This window comes from Gottfriedia luciferensis (assembly GCF_001712755.1).
GTDB classification, from domain to species: domain Bacteria; phylum Bacillota; class Bacilli; order Bacillales; family Bacillaceae_G; genus Gottfriedia; species Gottfriedia luciferensis_B.
On sequence record NZ_MDKC01000006.1, the window covers coordinates 67,663 to 92,512 of the forward strand.

23 protein-coding genes and 9 pseudogenes are annotated in these 24,850 nt (G+C 35.1%); 21 read left to right on the plus strand and 11 right to left on the minus strand.

Annotated features, from left to right (window positions below):
• Positions 1-68: 68 nt before the first annotated feature.
• The 9 genes and pseudogenes from BED47_RS07185 (at position 69) to BED47_RS07225 (ending at position 10,186) form a co-directional block, all read left to right on the plus strand.
• Positions 69-1,006, plus strand: a pseudogene (locus BED47_RS07185) (sugar-binding transcriptional regulator).
• Positions 1,007-1,010: 4 nt separating this feature from the next.
• The gene (lsrK, locus tag BED47_RS07190; RefSeq protein ID WP_069033084.1) at positions 1,011-2,573 is read left to right on the plus strand and encodes an autoinducer-2 kinase; all 1,563 of its coding nucleotides are present in this window, start codon (positions 1,011-1,013) and stop codon (positions 2,571-2,573) included.
• A gap of 19 nt (positions 2,574-2,592) precedes the next feature.
• Positions 2,593-2,961, plus strand: coding sequence for a cupin domain-containing protein (locus BED47_RS07195; protein WP_069033085.1), 369 nt, complete (start codon positions 2,593-2,595; stop codon positions 2,959-2,961).
• Positions 2,962-2,964: 3 nt separating this feature from the next.
• The gene (gene lsrF, locus BED47_RS07200; RefSeq protein ID WP_069033086.1) at positions 2,965-3,756 is read left to right on the plus strand and encodes a 3-hydroxy-5-phosphonooxypentane-2,4-dione thiolase; all 792 of its coding nucleotides are present in this window, start codon (positions 2,965-2,967) and stop codon (positions 3,754-3,756) included.
• Positions 3,757-4,413: 657 nt separating this feature from the next.
• Entirely contained in the window at positions 4,414-5,358 is a 945-nt protein-coding gene (locus BED47_RS07205) for an AAA family ATPase (RefSeq protein ID WP_069033133.1), read from the plus strand.
• On the plus strand, positions 5,358-6,575 hold the full coding sequence (locus tag BED47_RS07210) for a DUF58 domain-containing protein (RefSeq protein ID WP_069033087.1): 1,218 nt from the start codon (positions 5,358-5,360) through the stop codon (positions 6,573-6,575). Before BED47_RS07205 ends, BED47_RS07210 begins: the two co-directional genes overlap by 1 nt.
• Positions 6,572-8,794: a transglutaminase TgpA family protein gene (locus BED47_RS07215; RefSeq protein WP_069033088.1), complete on the plus strand. Its 2,223-nt coding sequence runs from the start codon at positions 6,572-6,574 to the stop codon at positions 8,792-8,794. The genes BED47_RS07210 and BED47_RS07215 overlap by 4 nt, the downstream gene beginning before the upstream one ends.
• An 822-nt stretch (positions 8,795-9,616) precedes the next feature.
• Positions 9,617-9,820: a hypothetical protein gene (locus BED47_RS07220; RefSeq protein ID WP_069033089.1), complete on the plus strand. Its 204-nt coding sequence runs from the start codon at positions 9,617-9,619 to the stop codon at positions 9,818-9,820.
• Between the two features lie 78 nt (positions 9,821-9,898).
• Entirely contained in the window at positions 9,899-10,186 is a 288-nt protein-coding gene (locus tag BED47_RS07225; protein ID WP_069033090.1) for a hypothetical protein, read from the plus strand.
• Between the two features lie 48 nt (positions 10,187-10,234).
• Here BED47_RS07225 and BED47_RS07230 read toward each other — a convergent pair whose 3' ends face one another.
• The 3 genes from BED47_RS07230 to hxlA form a co-directional block, all read right to left on the minus strand.
• The gene (locus tag BED47_RS07230; protein ID WP_069033091.1) at positions 10,235-10,954 is read right to left on the minus strand and encodes a 3-ketoacyl-ACP reductase; all 720 of its coding nucleotides are present in this window, start codon (positions 10,952-10,954) and stop codon (positions 10,235-10,237) included.
• 115 nt (positions 10,955-11,069) lie between these two features.
• A complete protein-coding gene (hxlB, locus tag BED47_RS07235; protein WP_069033092.1) occupies positions 11,070-11,627 on the minus strand; it encodes a 6-phospho-3-hexuloisomerase in 558 nt (185 codons plus the stop codon).
• 8 nt (positions 11,628-11,635) lie between these two features.
• Complete coding sequence (gene hxlA / locus BED47_RS07240; protein ID WP_069033093.1) at positions 11,636-12,268, minus strand: 3-hexulose-6-phosphate synthase; 633 nt, start codon at positions 12,266-12,268, stop codon at positions 11,636-11,638.
• Between the two features lie 363 nt (positions 12,269-12,631).
• Between hxlA and BED47_RS24565 the strand changes: the two genes are divergently transcribed.
• The 3 genes and pseudogenes from BED47_RS24565 to BED47_RS23145 all read left to right on the plus strand — a co-directional run bounded on the left by BED47_RS24565 (position 12,632) and on the right by BED47_RS23145 (position 13,512).
• The gene (locus BED47_RS24565) at positions 12,632-12,781 is read left to right on the plus strand and encodes a DUF3231 family protein (protein ID WP_439097769.1); all 150 of its coding nucleotides are present in this window, start codon (positions 12,632-12,634) and stop codon (positions 12,779-12,781) included.
• Entirely contained in the window at positions 12,756-13,088 is a 333-nt protein-coding gene (locus BED47_RS07245; RefSeq protein ID WP_439097771.1) for a DUF3231 family protein, read from the plus strand. Before BED47_RS24565 ends, BED47_RS07245 begins: the two co-directional genes overlap by 26 nt.
• A gap of 142 nt (positions 13,089-13,230) precedes the next feature.
• Positions 13,231-13,512: pseudogene (locus BED47_RS23145) on the plus strand (ribose-5-phosphate isomerase A).
• A gap of 40 nt (positions 13,513-13,552) precedes the next feature.
• On the opposite strand, the gene BED47_RS07250 reads toward BED47_RS23145, so the two are convergent.
• Entirely contained in the window at positions 13,553-14,545 is a 993-nt protein-coding gene (locus BED47_RS07250) for an NADPH:quinone oxidoreductase family protein (protein WP_069033094.1), read from the minus strand.
• Positions 14,546-14,692: 147 nt separating this feature from the next.
• Between BED47_RS07250 and BED47_RS07255 the strand changes: the two genes are divergently transcribed.
• Complete coding sequence (locus BED47_RS07255) at positions 14,693-15,058, plus strand: winged helix-turn-helix transcriptional regulator (RefSeq protein WP_069033095.1); 366 nt, start codon at positions 14,693-14,695, stop codon at positions 15,056-15,058.
• Between the two features lie 59 nt (positions 15,059-15,117).
• Here BED47_RS07255 and BED47_RS07260 read toward each other — a convergent pair whose 3' ends face one another.
• From BED47_RS07260 to BED47_RS07270, 3 genes and pseudogenes are all read right to left on the minus strand, one after another.
• A complete protein-coding gene (locus BED47_RS07260) occupies positions 15,118-16,209 on the minus strand; it encodes a Ger(x)C family spore germination protein (RefSeq protein WP_069033096.1) in 1,092 nt (363 codons plus the stop codon).
• Entirely contained in the window at positions 16,206-17,327 is a 1,122-nt protein-coding gene (locus tag BED47_RS07265) for a GerAB/ArcD/ProY family transporter (RefSeq protein WP_069033097.1), read from the minus strand. The genes BED47_RS07260 and BED47_RS07265 overlap by 4 nt, the downstream gene beginning before the upstream one ends.
• Positions 17,328-17,334: 7 nt before the next feature.
• Positions 17,335-18,129 (minus strand): annotated as a pseudogene (locus BED47_RS07270) (spore germination protein); the annotation flags it as partial.
• Between BED47_RS07270 and BED47_RS24050 the strand changes: the two are divergent.
• The 8 genes and pseudogenes from BED47_RS24050 to BED47_RS24060 form a co-directional block, all read left to right on the plus strand.
• Entirely contained in the window at positions 18,123-18,467 is a 345-nt protein-coding gene (locus tag BED47_RS24050; protein ID WP_069033098.1) for an oxidoreductase, read from the plus strand. The pseudogene BED47_RS07270 and the gene BED47_RS24050 overlap by 7 nt on opposite strands.
• Before the next feature lie 16 nt (positions 18,468-18,483).
• The gene (locus BED47_RS24055; protein WP_254664562.1) at positions 18,484-18,876 is read left to right on the plus strand and encodes an oxidoreductase; all 393 of its coding nucleotides are present in this window, start codon (positions 18,484-18,486) and stop codon (positions 18,874-18,876) included.
• 48 nt (positions 18,877-18,924) lie between these two features.
• Positions 18,925-19,206, plus strand: coding sequence for a DUF3219 family protein (locus BED47_RS07285; RefSeq protein WP_069033100.1), 282 nt, complete (start codon positions 18,925-18,927; stop codon positions 19,204-19,206).
• Between the two features lie 22 nt (positions 19,207-19,228).
• Positions 19,229-20,209, plus strand: coding sequence for an LLM class flavin-dependent oxidoreductase (locus BED47_RS07290; RefSeq protein WP_069033101.1), 981 nt, complete (start codon positions 19,229-19,231; stop codon positions 20,207-20,209).
• Between the two features lie 24 nt (positions 20,210-20,233).
• A pseudogene (locus BED47_RS23155) lies at positions 20,234-20,404 on the plus strand (DJ-1/PfpI family protein); the annotation flags it as partial.
• An 81-nt stretch (positions 20,405-20,485) separates the two neighbouring features.
• On the plus strand, positions 20,486-21,202 hold the full coding sequence (locus tag BED47_RS07295) for an SDR family oxidoreductase (RefSeq protein ID WP_025727352.1): 717 nt from the start codon (positions 20,486-20,488) through the stop codon (positions 21,200-21,202).
• A 173-nt stretch (positions 21,203-21,375) separates the two neighbouring features.
• Positions 21,376-22,274, plus strand: a pseudogene (locus BED47_RS07300) (aldo/keto reductase).
• A 152-nt stretch (positions 22,275-22,426) separates the two neighbouring features.
• Positions 22,427-22,588, plus strand: a pseudogene (locus BED47_RS24060) (spore coat protein); the annotation flags it as partial.
• A gap of 155 nt (positions 22,589-22,743) precedes the next feature.
• Here the strand turns inward: BED47_RS24060 and BED47_RS07305 are convergent.
• From BED47_RS07305 to BED47_RS07315, 4 genes and pseudogenes are all read right to left on the minus strand, one after another.
• Positions 22,744-23,196 (minus strand): annotated as a pseudogene (locus BED47_RS07305) (SMP-30/gluconolactonase/LRE family protein); the annotation flags it as partial.
• A pseudogene (locus tag BED47_RS23165) lies at positions 23,195-23,317 on the minus strand (NAD(P)H-dependent oxidoreductase); the annotation flags it as partial. The pseudogenes BED47_RS23165 and BED47_RS07305, both read right to left, overlap by 2 nt.
• Before the next feature lie 301 nt (positions 23,318-23,618).
• The gene (locus BED47_RS07310; RefSeq protein ID WP_069033102.1) at positions 23,619-24,047 is read right to left on the minus strand and encodes a 2-oxoglutarate dehydrogenase E1; all 429 of its coding nucleotides are present in this window, start codon (positions 24,045-24,047) and stop codon (positions 23,619-23,621) included.
• Positions 24,048-24,061: 14 nt separating this feature from the next.
• A pseudogene (locus BED47_RS07315) lies at positions 24,062-24,661 on the minus strand (alcohol dehydrogenase catalytic domain-containing protein); the annotation flags it as partial.
• Positions 24,662-24,850 lie beyond the last annotated feature (189 nt).

The window sequence follows — 24,850 nt, forward strand, 5'->3', positions numbered from 1 at the left end:
ATATATTTCTAATATGAAGGTGAACAATTTTTTTCATGGGGAACTTTTGTTAAGGGGTGTAGTAGTAGATGAGCCAAGATCATTGTACGGAAAATATGCTGATGAAAGTAGCCTGGTACTACTATAAAGAGAACTTAACTCAAAATGAGGTAGCTGATTTACTAGAATTGTCAAGGGCCAAGGTTGTTAGAATGCTGGAGCGGGCCAGGTCTGAAGGAATTGTACAATTCCAAATTAAAGGGATTGGTAAAAATGGTTTAAGTATCGAAAAAGAATTCAAAGAAGGCTTTTATCTAAAAAATGCCTATATTATACCAAGCCCTCTAAATAAAGTGGATTTGAGCGTTTCTTTATCAAAGGCAGCGGCTCAGTATTTACAAAACAAATTGCAACCGAATGATATGGTTGGCTTAGGTTGGGGAAGAGCCGTTTCTAAAACGATTGAATACTTGACAATTGAACCCATTAGTCATATTTCAGTTGTAACCTTAACTGGGGGAGTTCATTACTATCTCCATAATCATCGCCAAAAATAGGGCGGTTTGGAAAAGTTCCAGGATATAAATGTAATTCCTGCTCCATTTATAGCTCCAACTGAAGAAATGGCAGGAAAATTTTTATCTGAACCTTCAATAAATGAAGTTCTCGAGCTGGCTAAATTCACAAAATATATCTTTGTTGGAATTGGCGGTATTTATCCAGATGCCACAATTATTCAGGAAGAAAAAATGACCATGAACGAACTGACATTTATAAAACATCAGAATGGAGTCGCCGATATTTTAGGTCAATTTTACGATCGAAATGGCAAAATTATTGATTTGCCACACCATAAAAGGTTAATCGGAACAGACTTGAAGAGTCTAAGGGCCTTAAATGTTATAGCCGTGACCGGTGGAGAGAAAAAATTGATGCCAACTACAGAGCTTTAAAAGGTAAGTATATTACGACATTAATAACAGATGAAGTTACAGCTATTTCATTACTCAATATGGAGGTGAAATAAATTAATGGCGTACATTCTAGCAATTGATGCTGGTACTGGCAGTATTCGCGCTGTTTTGTTTGATCAATTAGGAAATCAAGTTGGGTTTTCACAAATAGAATGGAACCATTTATCAAATGAAAAGTATCCAGGATCTATGGATTTTGATTGGGAAACAAACTGGAGGTTAGTCGTTCAGTGTGTAAAGTCTGTTATTGAAGAAACAAGAGTTGACGCAAAAAAAATAAAAGCGATAAGTGCTACGAGTATGAGGGAAGGAATTGTCCTTTATGATGAAACGGGTAAGGAGATCTGGGCTTGTGCAAATGTAGATGCTCGAGCTTCGGATGAGGTCAAAGCTTTAAAGGAACTAGATCCTGAATTAGAATACAAGATTTATAGGTTATCAGGTCAAATGTTTGCATTAGGGGCATTGCCTAGGCTTTTGTGGATAAAAAATCATTTACCGGGGATTTATGAAAAAGCTACTGACATGACTATGATTAATGATTGGATTCTTTATAAATTGTCAGGGAAACTACAAGTGGATCCTTCAAATGGATGTACTACAGGAATATTTGATATTGAGAAAAGGAAATGGGAAAGTGATGTAGCAAAAATGTGCGGACTAAAAAATATTTTATTTCCACCGGTAAATGAAGCTGGTACCGTTATCGGTTACGTGACGGATGGAGTAGCATCGTATACAGGTTTGAATTCAGGAACTCCGGTTATTTGTGGAGGCGGAGATGCTCAAATGGCTTCAGTTGGCGTCGGTGCGGTAAAAGCGGGGCAGACTGTTGTGTCAGGTGGATCATTTTGGCAGCAGGAAGTCAATGTGAGACAGCCTTTAGTTGACAAAAGTGGCCGTATCCGGGTTAACTGCCATGCCGTACCTGAATTATGGCAGCTAGAAACCATTGCATTTTTCCCTGGGCTTGTAATGAGATGGTTTCGTGATGCATTTTGTGATTTGGAAAAAGCAGAGGCAATAGTGTCCGGTAGAGACCCGTATGAAATTTTAGAGGAAAAGTCAAAAAATGTTCCAATCGGGGCAAATGGGATTATTCCTATATTTTCAGATACGATGAATTATAGCTCTTGGCGCCACGCATCTCCAGCTTTTATTAACCTCACTCTAGACCCACTAATGACTGGTAAAAAAGAAATGTTTAAATCTATTCAAGAAAATGCTGCACTTATTACGCTAGGAAACTTAAAGATTATAGAAGAAGAAACTGGTTATTATCCTAGTGAAGTTATTTTCACAGGTGGTGCTTCGAAAGGAAAGCTTTGGAGTCAAACCCTTGCAGATGTCCTTGGAGTGCCCGTGAAAGTACCTGTAGTTAAAGAAACAGCAGCACTGGGCACCGCATTAATTGCGGGGATTGGCATAGGAATTTATGAGAATATCCATCAAGCAGTTAACCAAGTTGTAAAGTGGGAGAGGACACACCTACCTAACAATGAAAACCATGACCAATACCTAGAAATCTATGAAAAATGGAGAAGTGTATATCGAGAACAGCTTCAACTTGCTGATCGTGGTTTAACGACTCATATGTGGAAGGCACCTGGTATAGAATAATGTGAAAGGAGGTGAAGGGATGAAGAAAGTTCACGAAAATGAATTCGATTATCGGTTTGGCGACAACGGGCCGAAATATTTAACAAAAGGTCCCAACGTAGATCTTGGTGTGGTTGTATTGAAACCAGGTCAAGACTTCCAAAACCACTATCATACAGTTTGCGAAGAAATTTTCTATATCCTCGAAGGGCAGATAGATTTCTATATTAATGGTATTAAAGTTCCTACAATACCAGGTGATATGATTCAATGCCGACCAGGCGATGCTCATTACCTTATCAATCAAACTGACAAAACCTTTAAAGCCCTCTTCATTAAATCTCCGCATATTTTGGAAAGAGATGTTGTTAATATAAAGAATCCAGAAATCAAGTTAAGGAGTGAATAGATAGTGAGTTGGGGATTTCTAAATCGATTAAACAAAATATTACCAAATAAGAGGGCAGTAATGCTTGCGATAGATCATGGCTATTTCTTAGGGCCAATAAGAGGTTTAGAAAAGCCTGAGGAAACTGTCAGAGACTTACTTCCATACACGGATTCGCTATATTTAACAAGAGGTACACTTGCAGCATGTATTCCGAAAAATACGGAAAAACCAATGGTACTTCGTGTTTCAGGCGGTCCTACAACGTTAGGGAAGGATCTAGCGAATGAAAGGATTGTTACTTCAATAAAAGAAGCAATTCGTCATAATGTTGTTGGTGTAGGGGTTTCGGTATTTATCGGTTCTGACTACGAAACTCAAACAGTAACGAATCTAGCTCAAGTTGTAACTGATGCTCATGATTACGGAATACCTGTACTTGGAATTACCGCAGTCGGAAAAGAGCTTGAAAAACGGGATGCCAGGTTCTTAGCATTAGCTTCAAGAGTTCTAGCTGAAATGGGAACCGATATTGTTAAGACTTATTACTGTGACGATTTTGAACAGGTAACGAGTAAGTGCCCGGTTCCAATAGTTATTGCAGGTGGCCCAAAATTTGATACAATTCGTGAAGCACTAGAAATTACGTATAATGCTATGGAGCAAGGTGCAGCTGGTGTGGATATGGGAAGAAATATTTGGCAATCTCAGCATCCTCTTGCAATGATCCAAGCGATACATTCTATTGTTCATAAAGGATTCACAGTAAATGAAGCGGTAGATTTATATGAATCTTCATCAAAAATAAAAGCTTAATATGTGTAAAAAAAGGAAGCATTTTACAATACCACCCTAATGTTACGAACACTGTATCAGCGAAGTGGTTAGTAAACAACGCTTTAAAGTTACGATAAGTCCAAAAACAATAACTGTATCACAAAAATAATTATTCAATTAAGAAAAGTGTAGGGATGTAAAAAATTCTTGCACTTTTTTATTAGTTAAAAAGATTGTTAGTTTTAATAAGTGAAGATTGATACGAGCAACTTGTTTTCCCAGTTTATATAGTAGCTCGAAAATGCAATTACACTACAAAATAGGAATTATCTTTTATTAGAATATTTTAATATATCGAAATTTTATCTAAATTATACTATACTTTAGATAACGATTCCCATTGTCAGCATGATCATTATTTGGAGTATGAAAATTGTAATTTTATATTACCTTGTATGGTAAAACTGAAGTTTAGTGATTATTTTGCTTCTAACGACATACAATTCAAACGATTTGTATTTATTACTATTGTTTTATTGAATAAGTCTGTCAACGAAGAAGAATTTAAAGTAACTATTTATTTTTAAATACTCCTTGAATATTATCCCTAGTAGGAATCGAACGATGAAATGAAAAGCTATTATTTTAACAAACTACTACACTTTAAGGAGGATTAAAAACGTGGTCAACGAAAAAATGCATCCTGATATTGAAAATATCATTACAAATATCGAAAATGTAATAATTGGTAAAAGAAATGTAGTCGAATTAAGTCTGGTAGCCCTTCTTGTAGGGGGGCATGTTTTATTGGAAGATGTGCCGGGTGTTGGGAAAACAATGATGGTAAAATCACTTGCCAAATCCATTCATGCAAATTTCCGTAGAATTCAATTTACCCCAGACTTGTTGCCTTCAGATGTAACAGGGGTTTCAATTTATAACCCTAAAGAGATGGAGTTTCAGTTCCATCCAGGACCTTTAATGGGGAATATTATCCTTGCTGATGAAATTAACCGAACATCCCCAAAAACACAGTCTGCACTATTAGAAGGTTTGGAGGAAGCAAATATAACAATTGATGGGATAACTTATGAACTACCCAAGCCCTTTTTTGTTATGGCGACTCAAAATCCAATTGAATATGAAGGTACATATCCACTTCCTGAAGCACAGCTAGATCGATTTTTGCTAAAGATTACAATGGGATATCCGACTATGGTTGAAGAATTAGAAATATTAAATAGGTTCCAAAATCTCCCTCCAATTGATAAGCTAAAACCTGTCATTGACATTGATGGTTTACTATCACTTCAAAAGGAAATGAAGAATGTTTATATCGACGAATCAATTAAGCATTATATTGTGAGTATTGTTAATAGTACGAGAGAGGACCGAAATATTTATTTGGGTGCAAGCCCAAGAGGTTCAATCGCACTTATGAAAGCGGGACAAGCATATGCATTCATGTACGGACGTGATTACGTTTTACCGGATGATATACAATATTTAGCTCCATTTGTATTATCCCACCGAATTATTTTAAATTCAGAATCAAAATTTGAAGGAATTACTGCTGAAAAAATTATTAAAAATATTATTAAAACGATTTCTGTACCTGTTAAAAGGAATGTGAAATTATAATGAAAATAAAATTACGTTTCCTCAAAAAAGCCAGAAAGTACCTACTTTTATATGTTCTATTACCAATACTGTTTTTGAATGCTTTGTTTCAAGGGGGATTTGTAAGTTGGTTTTTATTCTATAGTTTTCTACCTTTTATCTTATACTGTGTTGCATTTTCATTTTATCCGTTGGAAAATCTAAAAGTGACTAGAGAACTTCCTGAAAACGGTTTCAAGGTCGGAGATCCAATAAAAGTTATTTTAACCATGAAAAAGTCAAATTTTTTTCCAGTATTTTATTTTTTAATAGTAGAAAATTACTCAAATAGTTTACAAACTACTAATCAACAAAAATTTACAAAAGAGCTGATTTTAACAGGCTTTAAAAAGGAATGTTCCTTTAATTATTTGATTTACAAATTACCACGAGGGGAGTATATTTTTAATTCCTTAACAATAAAGGTTGGTGATCCTCTTGGTATTTTCGAATCGAAAATAAAGTTCAACATTATTAATAGGTTCGTAGTATATCCCCAATATTCGGAGTATTATTATCATTCACTTGAGCATCAAAATAATCAAGCCTCAACAGTATCGATTCATCACTTTCAGCGGGATATATCTATGGCTGTTGGTATAAGAGAATATCAGTCTGGAGACCGGTTTTCCTGGATTAATTGGAAAGCTTCCGCGAAACGAAATGAGATGATGACAAAAGAGTTTGAAGAATTACAATCTAATGATCTGTTTGTCATAATGGATTGTGCTCAAAATAATCTTTTCGAATCAATTGTGTCGTTTACAGCATCTTTTCTGCATACTGTACTGAAAAAGGGTATTCAGGTTGGGCTTTTAACAAATAACAAAAAACTAGATTCTTTTCCAATTAGAGGGGGAGAAGGACATTTTCAAAAGCTTTATTACCACCTTGCGAAAATAGAAGCAAATAATACTTCATCAATTGAGATGGTTTTAGAAAAAGAACTTCGTTTCATTCAACAAAGTGTATCTTATATCCTGATAACTACCCGGTTATCGAAAAATTTGGTCGAAAAAGCTAGTTTTATTAAAAATAGAAAAGGCTCATTTACAATATTTGTGATTAAGGAAGAGTCTATGGTCGTATCAGAAAGTGAAAAATCACTCATTTCAATCGCCAATGCACACGGGGTGAGAACAATCATTGTACGTGAAGGTAATTTTAATGCAGCCTTTACAGGGGGAGATATACGATGATAAAAAGTAATTTCACCTTATTTTTGTTGTATTCATATGGCTGTTTATTGTTATTGGAATGGATATGGCCCATTGATCATTTTCCCAATACTGATCATATGAAAGTCTTCATACTATACATATTAATAGTTTTTACATTATCTTTTTTTAAAGTAAAAAGAATCCTTCAATGGATTATCAACATATTCTTAGTTTTAATCTTGGTTAATCGATTCCACTACGATATAGGTTTCTTTCATTTTAGATGGATATTAATCTTCATTAAACATGTATTTGAGAACATTATTTGGCTTACAACTGGCCATTTAAATGAATTGACTTACGAATTCAAGACATTATTATTCTTACTTTCACTTTCTATAATCGCCTATTTCATCAATTTCTTTTTAAACCGCAATTGGATATTTTTCTTATTCCTTTTGACAGTTTTATATATTTCTCTTTTAGATTCGCTTACCGATTACGTTGGCAAACCTGTCATTGTTCGAACAGTAATACTTGGTTTTACAACAATGGGTTTATTAACTTTTGAAAATCTAATGGATAAAGGAAGAGTTAATTATTATTCAGAATATGTAAAAAAATGGATGGTTCCACTCGTTAGTATGATTACTCTTTTTGTCCTAATTGGATCTTTGGCCCCTAAGCCTTCACCAATTTGGATTTCCTCAAACCGGTTTTTCCAAGTATTTAACCAGGATGACAATGTTGGTTCCGGTGGAGGAACAAAAACGGTGGGGTACGACACCGATGATTCAAAACTAGGTGGACCTATAAAAGATAATGATGATCCGATTTTTAAATATGAATCAAATCAAAGTATATATTGGAAAATGGAGACTAAAGACACCTATACAGGTCGAGGTTGGGTTGATTCTGCATCGACGCAGCGTCCTATAAAAAAAGAGGATTTTGTAATGTTAAATACTTATCCAGATCCGATTGAGACCAAAATCGAAACAGCAAGGATCACAATCAATGATAACTATCAGTATAACTATATTATGTATCCTGAAGGAATTAAAAAAGTAGTAAATATTCTACCTTTTAATCCCGATCGAAATGTTTTCAAACTTGATACAACCATTGACAGAATAAGCTATTTCAATAATAGCATTCCAGAGATTCCAGCCAGTTTTGAAGTAGAATATGAAATACCTAGATATAAAGCAAAAGATTTAATCAAAACAGTAAAACTTGATTCAAATTTGATCAATGCTGTCTTTTACCAAAATTATACTCAATTACCAGCAAATTTACCTAAGAGAATAGGTGAGTTGGCGCAGCAAATAACAAAAGGAAAAACAAATTGGTATGACAAAGCGAAAGCAATAGAGACTTACTTTGATAGGGATGAATACAGATATACTAAAAAGAATGTTGCTTTTCCAGGTAAAAATGTTGATTATGTTGACCAATTTTTATTTGACACGAAAGCTGGTTATTGTAATAATTTTTCAACATCGATGGCAGTAATGCTTAGAACGATAGGAATACCAACACGTTGGGTTAAAGGATTCTCTGGCGGTAATTATGTTAGAAATAGTAAAGGAGACCCATCAAAACAAATTTACGAAGTGAATGCTAACGATGCTCACTCATGGGTTGAGGTATTTTTACCAAATCAAGGCTGGGTGGCATTTGAACCTACTAAAGGGTTTTCTATTTCGAATGAACAAAATTTCACTAACAGCAACGAAAATTCCTCTACCACCCAACAGCAAGATTTACCTACAACTGTACTTAAAAATAAACCGATGCATGAACTAGAAGTAACAGGTGAAGAATCAAAGAACCCTAAAAAAACAAATAACTCTTCTAGTCTCTGGTCAGAGATTAAACAATCAATTATGAATGGTTGGAAAGAGATTTTTCTTTCTCTAGGGCTGATCCTTGCTATTATAGGTATCATTTATCTAAATCGTAGAAAATGGCTCCCTTACTATTTCTTGTTAAATTACCGTTTTAGTAAAAAAGACGATAGACTAGAATCAGCTTACCTTACTTTATTACGTCAATTAGCTCGTTATGGATTAAAACGTAACGATAACGAAACACTTAGAAATTATGCAAAATATATTGATTCTCTTTTTACTTCAAGCGAAATGACCGAATTAACTATATATTATGAGCAATACTTGTATCAACAAGTTAGCCAAGAAGATAATTGGGAGATATGCCTAAAATTATGGAAGAATTTAATGAAGAGGACGATCTAAAATTTTTAAAAATGTTGAATTAATAAAAATCGCTGTTAATAAACTTTTAACAGCGGTTTTTTATATTTTTAAGGAGAGTTACTACTTATTGAAAATACAATTGATAAAGATAAATTCCCAATATTAATGAGAAAAAATGTAGATTATGTAATATATTTATCCAAGTAATCAAATTTGTGTAGTATGAAGAAGAAAAGCTTAAATAAAATATAAACTTAGAAATACTTAAGTAAATGAATAGGGTTTAATTGTTCGGATTTGAGCGGTATTTACTTAACGAATTTCCAATATTTGTAAAAGGTATCAAATTTGTGTCATAAAAGTAGACAAATTGTTGTCTTTGAACACGTCATGTCCACCGACACAAATCTGTTTACTTTTTATTTCATATAAACGTTGATTTATCAAGGAGAAGTAACATATTCTTGTCTGTGGATTACGACACAAATGTGTTTACTCGGAGGGAATGCGACACAAATGTGTTAACTTGAAGCACTGCTCTTTAAAAATTAAAATACGACACAAATGTGTTACTTTTATATTAATTGATGAAAATTGGGACAGAAAAATTAAGTCAACTCCAATCTGAAATTAAATCAAAAAAAATAAAAAAGAAGTGAAGATGTTGTTGATCTTCACTTCTCTAGATTAATAGATATACACAATAGACCTCACATGGGACTTTCTTGTATACGTGTGCTTTTTATCAATTATTTACAACAATTAGAAGAATAGCGACCTTGATTTTTGAAACGTGATGCTTGTTTTATATGAAAAAAACTGGAAATACTAAAGATAATACGTTTTTGGAGGTGTCGCTTTATGGTGTTAAAGAGAATCGGGAAATGGATTGAAATAGTATGCATCGTAGGGTGCTTCACATTCAGCATCTCAAGTGTGGCATTTGGTTCAACCATAAAGAAAGAACAAACAGATTTCGGGGAACGAACAATCATTGAAAGTACGGTTGGTGAGTTCTCACACATGGACGGTCTCGATGTGCGTGTCGAAAAAATTGCAGTCTAATCCTATGATTTTGACCATATTTTTAAAAGCACGAACCACGAAGGGTTAAAAAACACTAGTCACTATGTATATGTCAAAGTGTGGTTTAAAAATACATATGATGAACCGAAGCGAATCGATGACGACTTAATCAATATCACGGATGTAAAGGGGAATCGATATAATGCGGTTAAGTGGTCTGCAACAGATGGATTAATTTTAGATGGTGCCCGAACATTTGAAAACGAACTGATTAATCCTGGGATCGATGTCACAGGCTATGTGCTTTGTGAAGTTCCAAGTAATATCAACCCAAAAGATGTCATCGTAACGGTGAAAAACAAAAGTTGGTTCGCAGATACGTTTGTCGTTGTTAGCGGGAAATAACTATTTTGTTCGAACTAAAGAAGCAGACCCCAATGGATCTGCTTCGTTTTATGATGGATTTGTTGACCATAATCCAGCTGTTTTAATGAAAACTCTTGGATTAAATTTTAAACTAGCCACGACTAATTCTGCAAGGTCTTCTGGGTGCATAACGTTTTCTTCATTGCCTTTAACAAGATTTGTATCAATGGCTAAATCAGTAACGACCGTACTTGGTGTTAAAGCAGTAACACGGACATTATGTTTTCTTACTTCTAGCATAAGTGATTCTGTTAGTCCTAAAACAGCGAATTTAGAAGCACTGTAAGCACTTGTAACAGGAGCACCTTTTTGGCCAGCAGATGAAGAGATATTGATGATATCTCCTGATTTTCTTTCGATCATTCCTGGTAATACTGTTCTTGTTACATTATACACACCCATTAAATTGACTTGGATGATTTTTTCCCATTCTTCTGGTGTCAGATCAAGGAACCCACCAAATTTAGCAACACCAGCATTGTTGATTAGGATATCAATTGGACCTAAGTCTGATTTGATATGTTCAACAGCATGGGTAACGGATTCAAGATCGGTTACATCTGCTGTTGCTGCCGAAACCTTTACATCAAATTGTGCTAGTTCAGCAGCTACCTTTTCTAGATTAGATATATTTAAGCCAATTAGACCTAAATGAACGCCTTCTTTTGCTAAGGCGATAGCAGTAGCACGTCCAATGCCTCTTCCTGCGCCAGTAACTATTGCAGTTTTTCCATTTAAAGAAATCATTTTATCACTCCTAAAAATTATTACAAATTGAAGTATTTATTGTAACAGAATGACCGCAAGCTTGCATGGAAACAGCTTGCGGTCTTTCCTAATTAGAACTCAAAGAATAATATATTTATTCTAAGTTGGCGTGTCTACCATACATTTTATTGGTATCCAAACCTTTTTTCGCCATGAACCGAAGAATCACAGCGTCGTAAAATAGTAAAAGTGTTTGCTCAAATAATGAGCCCATTGGTTGAATCGTCTTAAAATCACTCTCCGACTGATCTTTAGGTGAGCCAGGCAACTTAATTGTGATATCCGCTAATTGTCCAATAGTGGACTCAGGGAAAATGGTTACAGCTGCAATCGTCCCACCGATGCTTTTTGCCTTCTCGGCCATGAAAACTAAACCTTTCGTTTCTCCTGAACCTGATCCAATGATTAAGATGTCATCTTTTTCAAAGTTAGGGGTTACTGTTTCGCCAATCACATAGGAATCTATCCCCATGTGCATCATTCGCATGGCGAATGATTTAGCCATAAATCCAGATCTACCTGCGCCTGCAACAAAGATTTTTTTTGATTCAAGAATCCCATTAACTAATTTTTCAGCTTCATCATTCGAAATTAAATCTACGGAGCGATTTAACTCTTTTATGATTTCAGCTAGGTATTGAGTTGTATTCATAATCTGAATTACCTTTGATTAATCATTTGTTGCATTTTGGCAGCAGCAGCTTTTTTATCAGCTTGTCCAGTTATCCCGCCACCTACAATAACAAGGTCTGGTTGTACTTTGATGACTTCTGAAAGTGTGTCTAACTTAATACCACCTGCGATTGCGGTTTTAGCATTTTTTACAACACCTTTGATGGTTTGTAAATCTTCAAAAGAGTTCTTTCCAACTGCTTGAAGATCATAGCCAGTATGAACACAAATATAATCAACACCCATTGCGTCCACTTCTTTTGCACGTCCAGCAAGGTCTTTTACAGCAATCATATCAACAAGGATTTTTTTACCTTGTTTTTTCGCTTCTTCAACAGCACCTTTGATTGACATATCTTCAGCAGTTCCAAGAATTGTGACGATATCAGCACCTGCTTCAGAAGCTTTCATTACTTCATAACCAGCAGCATCCATGATTTTTAGGTCTGCTAATACCTTTAAGTTAGGGAATGCTTTTTTAACTGCTTTTACAGCATGAAGACCTTCATTGATTACAACCGGTGTACCGATTTCAACGATATCAATGTGCTCCTCCACTTCTTTAACTAACTCAATTGCTTCTGGGATATTAACTAAATCTAATGCTAATTGTAATTCCATCTATATTCACTCCTATAATTTTTTTATTGTTGTTCAGTAATAATGTCTCCAAAGTGTAAAAATACTTTTATAGTATCCTTATAGTGCTTTATCTATAACAGTAAGCAATAAGGAATATCATGTCCTCTCACTGAACAATTGCAAGTATATAACGTATGATTAAACATTGAAAGTACGCACTTTTATTTTACATAGTGTTAAAAAGTATACTATAAGACAAACCGCTTATATAGTCTTACTATTAACTTTAAAAGAAACAATGCACCATTCCGCATGGCCAATTTTCTGTATAAGTTGCTTGATAATTGCCCAAATTGTCATTGTTGTGGTGTGCGTCTTAATATTCAGAAAACAATGGTGAAAATGTTACTGGAGTTAGGATTCAGTCAAGTTTGTCATTCTAAAGAGGTACGAGATTATATGGAACGTGCTCATAAGCTTTGTATTAAACACTTTGATATTCTAAGTTCAATGTTAAAAGAGGAGAATTCTTCATGTTCCAAAGTTATTTGAAACAGAAGTAACAGATTCAACAGTTCCACCCTTTTCAGATGAACTTATGCTATTTCATATTGCGACACTGCTTTCTGCAGCAATTGCTTATTATAGTGAGGCATTCTCAATGGGGCAAAGAAGAGACTTAACGGCAGATTACGCACAAATGAATACCCAAATTGCCTTAATTGCTGAAGATGGTATAAAACTATTAATAGAAAAGGGATGGATGGAACAACCTCCTTCTGCCACTGATTACGAAAGTTTGGAAAGAATTAGATCAATGATAATTGTGCTTTATGAAAAAGAAAGGACCTTGTTATGATGGGTGTCAAAATGGTTGATAAAAAAATAGTCGGTGAAGAAGCAGCAGAGTTTATAAAAGATGGCATGGTTGTGGGGCTTGGTAAATTGCTATTGTTGTAGCAGATTCATCTAAAAGGGTAGAGAAATTAGGTGCGTTTCGATTGCCCATAGAAGTTATTTTGTTCGGTTATGAAATGACGGAAATACATATTAGAGCCATTGGATTAGTCCCAGAAATTCGATTAAACAGAGAAAATTCGTTTATTACTGATAATGGAAACTATATTTTTGACTGCCGAATTCCTGAGTAGGTTCAGCCTGAAACGTTAGAACGAATACTTAAAATGATACCGGGAGTCGTTGAAAACGGTTTGTTTGTTGGAATGACTGACTTGGTGATCACTTTATATCAAGGAAAAAATGTTGTCATGTTAAGAAGGTAAAAACATAAGAGAGAGACTTTGAGTCCCTCTCTTATGTTTTCTATATCTTTACAATGATTCTACCTCTTGCTTGTCCTTTTAAAATAGTAGGCAAGTTTTCAGGTAATTCTTTAAGTGTAATTTCTTTCTGTATAATTTCAGAAAGAGTAGAAGGTTTTAAATCGGTTGCCATGCGATTCCATAGTTCTTGCCGAACATCCATTGGACAATAAACAGAATCAATTCCGAGAAGGTTTATGCCACGTAAAATAAACGGAAACACGGTGGTAGGAACGCTTCCTCCACCAGTTAAACCACTGACCGCAACTGAACCATTATAGTGGATTTTACTTAGAATGGAAGCAAGTGTCTCTCCTCCAACTGGATCAACCGCTGCAACCCAATTTTGTTTATCAAGAGTTTTTATTTTACCATTAAAGACATCTTCACGAGAGATAATCTCTTTTGCACCGAGCTTATGTAAAAAAGTATGCTCAGAATTTTTACCCGTACTAGCGACAACTTCGTATCCTCTTTTTGAAAGCATGGAAACAGCTAAACTTCCTACCCCACCAGTAGCTCCAGTGACAAGGACTTTGCCTTTTTCTGGCGATAAACCGTTATCTTCTAACCTTTGAATGGAAAGGGCTGCAGTAATACCTGCTGTCCCCAAAATCATTGATTCCATCAACGTTAAATTTTCGGGTAAAGGGACAATCCAATCACCAGGAATGCGGGCATATTCACTATAACCACCATAATGGGATACCCCAATTTCATAGCTTGTTGCTATGATCTCATCTCCTTCGCGAAAGCGTGGATCTTGAGACGCTACGACTACACCTGCTAAATCAATACCTGGAATAAAGGGATAGGTTGTGACAATTTTTCCATTCGGAATACTAGCTAAACCGTCTTTATAGTTAATCGCAGAATAAGTAACCTTGATTAAAACATCATCTTGAGGTAACTCATTTAAGGTAATATTTTTGACTTGAACAGAAAAATCGTTTTCATTTTTATCTACCATCAATGCTTTAAATTGTTCCATCATTCTTTAACTCCCTTCTTGTACAGCAGAATAGACTATATATTCACTGCTAATATATAATGTATGGATGGACATTGCAAGTACATACTTTTTTTTTATATAGTGAAAAAAGTATACTTTGGGTTATAATAAATATGGAGGTGAAGTGAAATGTCGCGAATGCAGGATAAGATTTTTAATTGTGAAAAAGAATTAACTCTTTCCGTTATCGGTGGTAAATGGAAGATGCTTATACTATGGCATCTAGGAAAAGAGGGAACGAAGCGATTTGGTGAACTGAAAGCTCTTATGCCAGGGATCACGCAGAGAATGCTAGTTAATCAATTGCGAGAACTGGAAGAAGACTTGATTGTAAAACGTGAAGTCTATCCTGTGGTTCCTCCAAAGGTAGAATACTCCATTACTGAACAAGGAAGAAGCTTGATGCCGATTCTCGATGCTATGTATAACTGGGGAAAAGATTATATGGAAACTGCTGGCTTGAATCCTTTAGTAAGACAAGAGGCCATTAGGTAAATTTTAACTGGTAATCTAAGGTTGACTCCGCCAAGGGGGTCAACCTCTTTTCTGATAATCTAATAATTATTTTTAGTATTTTGTAATGCCTTAAAATAAAGCTGATAATTAACTTTTACTTTCATTTTTCCCCAAGCGGCTAACCATCCCTTCTCGCTGATGGGTTTGGAAAAGGGACTAAGGGAGTGTGTCCCGATTTGAAGAGGATCCACCTTCAGCTCTTGCATTTCTTTTATGAGGTCCGTAGTTTTCATTTCTAATTCAGTTTCAATTTCCTTATTAAGCTGCTTCAGTTCATTTCCATTGAGGAAATTTTTATTACCTTGATATTCCTCAATTCTTCCATTTAGTTTCACGTTTATTGTAACTAGGGAAAGATTTTTATCTAAATCCACATTTACTCTTGAGCGTAGATGTCCAATAACCACATCTAATTTGGGTATTGGGAAAAACTTCAAATAGTGATCATTATCAAGAAGTTGAAATATTTGATCTTCGGTATTTGTGACTGTTTTTATTAATTTATCATTGCTAAATAAAGCAGTTCCCTCGTAAGTAAAGTTATCTTTCACTACTTTGAAAACAGGAAGAACGGGATCTGAAAATGGTGAAAACAGCTTATTTTTATATTCATGCAAATTGACAATGGTCATTTCACCTTGTTTTTTCTTCTCATAGTGTCTTAGCATCCGATATAGGTAATAATCAAGGTTTTCTTGCTTCTGTTCTTGTCTGTTAATATATTCGTCAAAATTACCTTTAACGATTACTAAATACATTCGTTGCGAAATATCATAGTCTGTCAATAGCGTGTTAATCAACTGAATAATCCCTTGTTTCGCTAGTTCTTCATGAATTAAAAACATACGGAGTTGTCCAACCTTCATTTCACGATAATATCTTAAATTAAAGTCTTTTCCTCCCTGTTTAAGGAGATCAACTTCGAGTGTTAATAAGCTTTTTGGTACATTTGCTAATGGAGGGACTAATGTACTCATTTTTATTTTTTCTTTTTCCCCTTTACTAATTGACCAAAAAGTGACAGGGGCAATATCTTCAATTGTGTTATTCTCAACAAATGGGGCACATCCTGGAATAATGACTAATGAAACAAAGATTCCCCAAACCAAAAGAATTTTCTTTCGTCTCATGCTTTCACACGCCCTTTTAGCTTTGTCAATAGGAGCAAGAATGTTGGTACGATAATGTAAGTAATTCCACTTAACCAAATATGAATATTCAGGAGAATGTTCTGTTCGGTTTCAATGGACCAAATCCAATTATTCACAATTACAAAGCAGAGAAATAACATAATACAAGTGACAGCAAAACCCATACGTGAAGGTTGTTTACTTGTTTTTTTTAGGATGATTCTTGTAGCCCCATATATACATAACAAGAAAATTGATATAGCAAACACCAATAAAAACATATGTAGTGAAATCAGGATAATATCCAGTCGTTCAAACAAGGGAGATTGTAAGTATCGGATCATATGGATAATAGGGTATTTATTTTTACTTAAATAATTTGAACCGAAAAAGAATATACTCGCAATAAACAATAGCAAATACTCTGAAGTAGAAAGAGCATTCGCATAGGTTAAATATTTACTCATTTTTTGTTGTGGTTTGATCCAAGGAATTAAACAGATTAAATACTCTGGTCCTGAATATGAAGCCCAAATTAGTAACAATCCTTTCCATGAATCAGTTGTCCAATTTGTTGGTATCAAGGGATACAAATCATGTAATGCAGCGATTGGTGGAATAAAAAAGGGATAATATAAAAAAATCATCCAAAAAACACATAAAAAAACAATTACCACAAACTGTATGGTATTTTTCATTCCTAGTGAAGCAACATAGGAGCTCGTAAGTAGAATGAAAAAAATAATCCAATTTGAATTCATTGATGGGAAAATAAAATCATGAATGACTTCTAAGTATCCGAGTGTGATCACCGTAATTTTGATTAGCATCAATATAAGGCCTAAAAAAGTCAAAAGCCTTACAATTCGAACACCAAAAAGCTCTACAAAACCTTTATATCCCTTTTTAGCAACATTTGATTCTAGCCATTTGCATAACAGCCATATATTGAGTTGGGAAAAGATTGCCATTGCAACAATGGCCCAAATCATATACGGGTGTAATAAGTAGGTAGGCATTAAAAAAAATAGGTAAAGCATTTGGAAACGGTTAACGATGAAAAAGGCATAGATTCCGTCAAATTTAGATGATTTATCAAATAAAGAAAATGTGGTCAACTTTAAATCACATCCTTCGTTTGTATCTCCATTTCTGTAAAGGGTGTAAATGTTCCGGACGGGCTTTCATCTTTATTAAAGGCCCTCTAATAAAGAGATCGATCCAGTCCTTCCAGTAAAATGGAGCGATTGGTGAAAAATAGGGTTGTTTTAAGGAAGTAAGACCATTTAGATGTGCCAAAATGGCAACTGCTCCCATGGCAATTCCAAAAACACCGAAAAAGGATGAAAGGAGAAGAAAACCAAATTGAATGATTGTATTTGCCTTCGTCATCAAATAGTTTGGTACTAAAAATGAGGAGATGGTTGAAATACAAACTAATACAATTAATACTTTGCTCGCAAAACCCGCTTCAACCGCTGCTTGACCGATAACTATACCACCAATAACCCCTAAGGTTTGACTTGATTTGGTCGGCATCCGTAAACTTGCTTCTTTTATGATTTCAAGAATAGATAACATCACTATTGCTTCCCAAAATGGTGTAAAAGGTAGTTTACTTCTAGATTCCACTATTACAAATAGTATTTGTAAGGGAATCATTTGATAATGGTGGGTTGTTAGTGCAACATAAAATGGTATTAGTGTGACGGACAGAAAAAAGCTTATATATCGAATAACTCTTAAAAAACTTGCAACCGGCCAACGATTAATATAATCCTCAGGTGATTGGAAAAGGTGAAAAAAGGTAATTGGTGCAATTAATACAAACGGTGTGTCATCTACCAAGATAGTTAATTTACCGAGCCCTAAGGAATAAGCACAAACATCTGGGCGGTCAGTTTGTTGGAATTGTGGAAAATTCTGCCAGTGCCATCGCTACCGAACGTCTGAATGCAGAAATTCCAAGAGCGTTAACAGAAGATGCAATATTCGACTTAATCCAAGACTTTAAAAAAGCGACTGAACGTGCAATTAAAGCTGGATTTGATGGGGTAGAAATTCATGGAGCAAACACCTATAAAATCCAACAATTTTCCTCTCCACACTCAAACCGTCGTGAAGACCAATGGGGAGGAAGTATAGAGAAACGATTTAATTTCATAAACCAATTAGTTGATTCTGTTACTGAGGTCGTGGATAATTCAAATGTTCAAGATTTTATTGTGGGATATCGATTTTTCCCCAGAAGAATATGAAGAACCTGGAATAAAAATGTCAGATACCCTTTATCTTGTTGATAAATTAGCTGAAAAGTTAGACTATTTGTATATATCATTAGGTGACTTTAAGCGAGTATCTGTATCTGAAGATTATAAAGAAAAATCTATTATGCAATGTGTTCATGAGAAAATAAATGGAGGTGTACCTTTAATTGGTGTTGGTGATATTCGTACTAAACAGGATGCAGAGGATACATTGACAAACGCTGAAATAGTGACAGTAGGGCGCTCTCTCATCATTGACCCTCATTGGACAAGTAAAGTGCTGGAGGGAAAAGAAGATACGATCAGAAGAGTACTAGTTGATCAAGATAGAGAAGAACTCATGATAGGGAATGGGATTGTAGATTTCCTGAGTATTATGATGCCTGATCGATTACGCTAAACCAAATTCAATAAAAGTGCGGGTCAAAAAGAAAGGGACGATGATGAAATGGTTACAGAAATCCAACTAAATGATACTAAAATTAAAATCACACAATATGATGAAAAAAAGATAGAAGGTAAAACACAGATATCGTTAACTTTTTATGTTACAAGTGACGACTACCATGACATAGCAACGTTATTATACAAAGGAACATTTGATGTAATCGTACTCGAGAGACATCTTGAGTTCCGCGGAACGATTCAAGAATATTCAACATCAATTACGAATCTATACGAAAAAGGGCAAATTGGTGAATATAAACTGACTTTGAAAGAAACGGAATAATAGAAAAGGGGATTTTCATCTTATGAAATTAAGCATTTTAGATCAGTCTCCTATCTCAACTAATCAAACGGCAAATGAAGCATTACAGGAATCAATGAATCTCGCACGCATTGCGGAGACATTAGGATATTCACGTTATTGGATTGCTGAACATCATGCAATGCCAGGGCTTGCATGCTCCGCGCCCGAGGTAATGTTAGGGTTTATTGGTGCAAATACAAAACATATACGAATTGGCTCTGGAGCAGTTTTATTGCCATACTATAAGCCGTATAAAGTAGCAGAAACCTATCACATGTTATCCACTCTATTTCCTAATCGAATTGATGTAGGGATTGGAAGGGCACCGGGTGGTCCTGCTGAAGCATCAAATGCATTATCGGATAACTATTTGCAACATGTCTATAAAATGCCTGATTTAGTAAATGAATTAATTAAATACATAGATAATGAAGGGACCGTATTAGAGGCTGCTCCGTTACCGCAAATTAGTCCTGATCTTTGGATGTTAGGTACAAGTAGAAAAAGTGGAAATTTTGCGGCGGAAAACGGTTTAGCCTATAGTTTCGGACAATTTATGAGTGATGAAAACGGAGCAGAAATCGTCCAACAATATCGTCAGTCATTTCAACCAAGAAAAAAAGGCCAAAAACCATACGTCATTATGGCTTTATCAGTAATATGTGCAGAAACTACTCAACAAGCAGAAGAAATTGCTTTAAGTTCAATTGTTTGGAAACTACAAAATGAGAGTATGGAAGGAAACAAAGGAGTTCCTTCTGTTGATGAGGCAAAAAAAATTCTATTAAATCTACGTAATCAAAAGTCTATTGAAAGAATAAAAAAGAAAATGATTATAGGTACTCCTGAAGAGGTGAAAAGTAAAATATTAGAAATTCAATCTCATGTATTAGCAGATGAAATCATGATTGTAACTATCACTTATTCATCAAAGGATAAGCATCAATCATATCGATTAATCGCAGAACAATTTATTAAATGAAAAAGTTAAGATTAAAAGGAGGAATTAAAAGGCGTCGACATAACAGGTTTCAAATCAATAAGGAACGATCTAACAAATGCAGGTGCTAACTACAAAGATGAAGAAGTTGTAGTAAGCAATAATATTGTAACAAGCCGTTTTCCGGATGACATTCCTGCCTTTAATCGTGAATCCTTAAAACTATTAGCTGAATAATAGGTACTAATAGTATCGTTTTAGAAATAAATTTCACATTGAATGATCAATACAAAAAATTTAAGAAGGAAGGGTTTTACTATGTCATTAAATGGTAAACGAGTAGTTGTTTTAGGGGGTACTTCTGGTATTGGTTTAGCAACTGCTAAAGCGTTTCTAGATCAATCTGCTCAAGTGATTATTGCCAGCCGTTCTGTTTCCAAATTAAATGAAGCAAAACAAGTTCTTCGTGGCAGTGTAGAAGCAATTGAAATCGATTTTCGAAGCGAAGAAAAAGTAGCAGAATTTTTCAGTAAGGTTGGAAAATTTGACCACCTTGTGGTAACAGCAGGTGAAGGCGCAATGGGGCACTTTAGCGAACTGCCTGTGGCAAGTGCTAAAGAGGCGTTTGATAGTAAGTTCTGGGGGCAATATATTACTGTCCGTTCAGCACTTCCATATTTAAGCAATGAGAGCTCAATCACCTTAACCTCTGGCGTATATGGCGTTCGTCCTCCTCAAGGCGCTACTACGTTAGCGGCAATCAATTCAGCCATTGAAGGATTGGTTCGAGGACTTTCCGTAGACCTAGCCCCTATTAGGGTAAACGTGGTTTCACCTGGTATTGTAGACACTCCAATCTATGCTGGAATGTCAGATGATCAGAGGCAAGCACTGTTCAACGGCATTGCACAACAGCTCCCTGTTGGACGGATTGCAAAGCCGGAAGACATAGCTGAAACCTATGTATACCTTGCTAAAAATGGTTTTACTACTGGGACGGCTGTTCTTATTGATGGTGGTGCTCACTTAGTATGATGCCTAAATGGATGTTGAACCGAAGCTTACCACCCTACCAAGCAGCAGTTCTAACTAAAATAGAAATAAGGTAAGAATTGAGTGATTTACTGGCGGCAACACTGCAAAAGAGTATTGCCGCCTTTTTTGTTCATTAAGTACATAAAAAGATACAAAAGGAAGTGTTGATTTTTATGAGTGTACAGGACGAAAATAAATTAACAAAAATAAAAAATTCCCTTGAAAGTTGTGTAGTTACATTGCCTGATGGAACTTCTCTACCAAGAATAGGACAAGGAACTTGGTACATGGGAAAAAATCCTCAAATGAGAGAAAGGGAAATCAAAGCTTTACAACTCGGAATAGAATTAAGAATGAAACTATTAGATACGGCGGAAATGTATGGTGATGGCGATTCTGAACGCTTAGTAGGTGAAGCAATTAAGGGACGTAGAGATGACGTCTTTTTAGTATCAAAGGTGTATCCTCATCATGCAGGATTAGATATGATTGCCAAAGCGTGTGAAAACAGTCTAAAAAGGCTTGGAACCGATCATCTTGATTTGTACCTTTTACAATGGCGAGGACGTGTGCCATTAGCAGAAACCATTGAAGGAATGGAAAAGCTACGCAAGGAAGAAAAAATAGTAAGATGGGGAGTCTCCAATTTTGATACCGATGTTATGAAAGAGTTATGGAACACCACTAACGGAAAAAATTGTATGACTAATCAAGTGTTATATCATCTTGGTTCAAGGGGTATAGATTATGATCTCTTACCATGGCAGCGAGAACATCACATGCCTATTATGGCATTAGCCCACTAGCTCAAGGAGGTTCATTAAGAAGACAATTGTTAACGGATTCAACCATTAAAGAGATTGCAGAAAAATACGCTGTACAACTCTTACAAATCGCTCTCGCTTGGACAATCTGTTCTAACGATTGTATAGCTATTCCAAAAGCTGTTCAAGAAGAACATGTACTAGCAAATGCGGAAGCTACTATAATTGAATTAACAAAAGAGGATTTAAATAGACTTGATGAGGTATTTCCGCAACCGACTAGAAAAATGCCTTTGGACATTATTTAGAAATTTTAGAGGATAGACAAAGAGAGAGGGGATTGAATGTGTATGTCAACAGAGGTATTGGAAGATTTACTCAAGATGCAGCTAAAACCTCTTATATGAATATTAGCTTCTATCTTATCCAATGCAAAGCAATAATTAGGAGATGAATGAATATGAATGCAATCATTGAAAGGTTAACTGGAATGGATGGACTATCTGATCAAATGGTTGCAATGGATTAATTAATTGCAGCTAAAAATGGAATTAGAAATTATGCGTTTGCAGTTACCGAATCAGGAATGCCTGAAGTTAAAGAGATTCTAACTCGTCACTTGGTGACCTAAAAAACTGTTCTTAAAAACCATTTTTTTGTGAAATGGTCGGAAATATATGAGTTTTAAGATTGAAGGTAGACTCGTCAGCTAATTCCCGGATAAAAACCGATTAAACCTCACCTGACGTATTGTAAAAATTATTCAACTATTTTTTATTACGAAAAGGTAGAAGCAGGGAATTCATCAATTTTCATACGAAGTAAACTATAAGGTTTCTGTCGCAGGTCTTTTCCATAATGAAACTTTGCCTGCCGATGTAATTGGTTCACAATGACATATAAGTATTGATCCGGCCCAATTGAAAAAGTATCTGGCCATAAAATTCTCGGATCATGAGCGATTGTTTCCATTATGCCATTCGGCAATATCTTTCGAATACTGTTGTTTTCATAGTCTCCGTCATAAATGGATCCTTTTGCCCCAGTGATCATTCCATCAGACGTACCTTTTTCTCCCCAGTACTCCACCTGATATAGTAAATCCATGTCAGGTATCGTTCTGTCTCTTAGAGCTTCTGTTGAGATCGAATACAAATCCCGACTGGTAAGTGGACAATAAAATAAAATCTTTCCATCGGAAGAAATCGCTATACCATCAGACGCCAATCGCTTCTAGAATGAATTGGAAATCTTCGTTAGAAATGTTTTTTGTTGGGTCAAATTTTTTTGTTTCATAGCGGAATTGAAATGCATTGATAATTTCTTGTTTTGTTGTTGTTGTTTTATTCATCAAAATCACCTTTAATATTTGATTTGTCTTCTACTTCTCATTTGTTTCCAATGATGTATCCAAAATGTAGCCCAATGAATCCACCGTGAAAGAGTCCACCTCTGTAAGAAAAATAAAATGAAATACGTTTGTTTTTTCGTACATTTAACAAGATATGACTGTTTCGTGAGTGGTTATAGGTGCAATTATCATTGCTATTATTAAATGGAGGAAAATAAAGATAACTATAGATATCAAATTGAACTAATTGGTTCTTTAGTTGTGCTAACGCTTATTAGTGTGTTTTTCCAGAAGTGAACAATTAATTTATATCGTATTCCCATAAACCTAATTTTCCTTTAGCAGGTATAAAATCGATTAACATTTCTTTATTGGAAACTTCCCAAATATAATTCCCTACTCTAAAATCTCCTAAGAAGTAGTCATTTCCTGAAACAATACGTCCATCTTCCAATACTGCACTTTCTTGATTATCTTCTATTACTTTTAAACAATTAATAAGATTACAGACACCAATAATCTTGCCGGTTGGTAGATTGCTCCTATTCACCTCGTGCTTACTAAGCAAATACTGAATTGCTTTGTTATTACAAACATTACTATCTATTTTTTTACTTGTGTGAATCGCCAATGGACCACGATATTTAGTTTTCCATGTTCTTGTTTCGTATTGTGCTTCATTAAAAAGGAAAAGGCTGGCCCAAGGTTGAATCATTGAAAGTACCTTCATATATGTAATTACACTTCCTTCTTATTCATTTGTTTAGCTTTTTCCAATCTGTATGGCACACAGTCAACAGCAATAACTCGTTTAGCGCCCTGCGCATGTAAGTCACTTCAGTAAGCTGACTGAAGTACATCTGATAGAAACAGCGCCGATTCGTCCGGTAGTTCGCATGATTCTGGAATAATGAAGGGAAGATTATTTCCATACGGCACTCGAAGCAATTCTGCTGCGCCCATATAGTCGCCATAACGGTCTGTAAAGCTAAAGTACCCTCCAGTGTCTATTTTATAGAGATTAGGATATGTATTAGCATTATCACATTGGCTTTCCAAGTAGCTTTGACAATACTGACATTGACCACAAGCAATATTGAACGGTATCACCTTTTTTGACCTTTTTGTTACATCTTTACCAACTTCTTCAACAATTCCCACTGGCTCATGGCCAATTACGTAGTCTATTTTAGACGGCAATGAACCTTGATAAATATGAAGATCCGAACCACAAATCGCAGAAGATGTAATTCGTACGATAATATCATCGTCTTTTACTAGTGCAGGATCTGGTACATTTTTAACCTGCATATTTTTAATACCTTGGTACGTGACTGCTTTTATGTGTTACCTCCTGAATTTATGATACTTCCATAAAATATCCAAATGAAATAAACGTTATTCAATGCAATTTTTAAAAATTCTTTTTCTTTTCTTAATGCAAATGTGTAAAAGAAAATACCTTTTTGTAGAATCAAGTCGCAGCAGTCAACTCAAAAAAGTTCTGATGAATCAATTACTAGAAAAAGACAT

Excerpts from the sequence above, each read along its gene's own strand:
- lsrK (WP_069033084.1), top strand. The coding sequence starts at position 1,011 with ATGGCGTACATTCTAGCAATTGATGCTGGTACTGGCAGTATTCGCGCT.
- BED47_RS07195 (WP_069033085.1), top strand. The coding sequence starts at position 2,593 with ATGAAGAAAGTTCACGAAAATGAATTCGATTATCGGTTTGGCGACAAC.
- BED47_RS07205 (WP_069033133.1), top strand. The coding sequence starts at position 4,414 with ATGCATCCTGATATTGAAAATATCATTACAAATATCGAAAATGTAATA.
- BED47_RS07210 (WP_069033087.1), top strand. The coding sequence starts at position 5,358 with ATGAAAATAAAATTACGTTTCCTCAAAAAAGCCAGAAAGTACCTACTT.
- BED47_RS07215 (WP_069033088.1), top strand. The coding sequence starts at position 6,572 with ATGATAAAAAGTAATTTCACCTTATTTTTGTTGTATTCATATGGCTGT.
- BED47_RS07220 (WP_069033089.1), top strand. The coding sequence starts at position 9,617 with ATGGTGTTAAAGAGAATCGGGAAATGGATTGAAATAGTATGCATCGTA.
- BED47_RS07230 (WP_069033091.1), bottom strand. The coding sequence starts at position 10,954 with ATGATTTCTTTAAATGGAAAAACTGCAATAGTTACTGGCGCAGGAAGA.
- hxlB (WP_069033092.1), bottom strand. The coding sequence starts at position 11,627 with ATGAATACAACTCAATACCTAGCTGAAATCATAAAAGAGTTAAATCGC.
- hxlA (WP_069033093.1), bottom strand. The coding sequence starts at position 12,268 with ATGGAATTACAATTAGCATTAGATTTAGTTAATATCCCAGAAGCAATT.
- BED47_RS24565 (WP_439097769.1), top strand. The coding sequence starts at position 12,632 with ATGTTACTGGAGTTAGGATTCAGTCAAGTTTGTCATTCTAAAGAGGTA.
- BED47_RS07250 (WP_069033094.1), bottom strand. The coding sequence starts at position 14,545 with ATGATGGAACAATTTAAAGCATTGATGGTAGATAAAAATGAAAACGAT.
- BED47_RS07255 (WP_069033095.1), top strand. The coding sequence starts at position 14,693 with ATGTCGCGAATGCAGGATAAGATTTTTAATTGTGAAAAAGAATTAACT.
- BED47_RS07260 (WP_069033096.1), bottom strand. The coding sequence starts at position 16,209 with ATGAGACGAAAGAAAATTCTTTTGGTTTGGGGAATCTTTGTTTCATTA.
- BED47_RS24055 (WP_254664562.1), top strand. The coding sequence starts at position 18,484 with ATGTCAGATACCCTTTATCTTGTTGATAAATTAGCTGAAAAGTTAGAC.
- BED47_RS07285 (WP_069033100.1), top strand. The coding sequence starts at position 18,925 with ATGGTTACAGAAATCCAACTAAATGATACTAAAATTAAAATCACACAA.
- BED47_RS07290 (WP_069033101.1), top strand. The coding sequence starts at position 19,229 with ATGAAATTAAGCATTTTAGATCAGTCTCCTATCTCAACTAATCAAACG.
- BED47_RS07295 (WP_025727352.1), top strand. The coding sequence starts at position 20,486 with ATGTCATTAAATGGTAAACGAGTAGTTGTTTTAGGGGGTACTTCTGGT.
- BED47_RS07310 (WP_069033102.1), bottom strand. The coding sequence starts at position 24,047 with ATGAAGGTACTTTCAATGATTCAACCTTGGGCCAGCCTTTTCCTTTTT.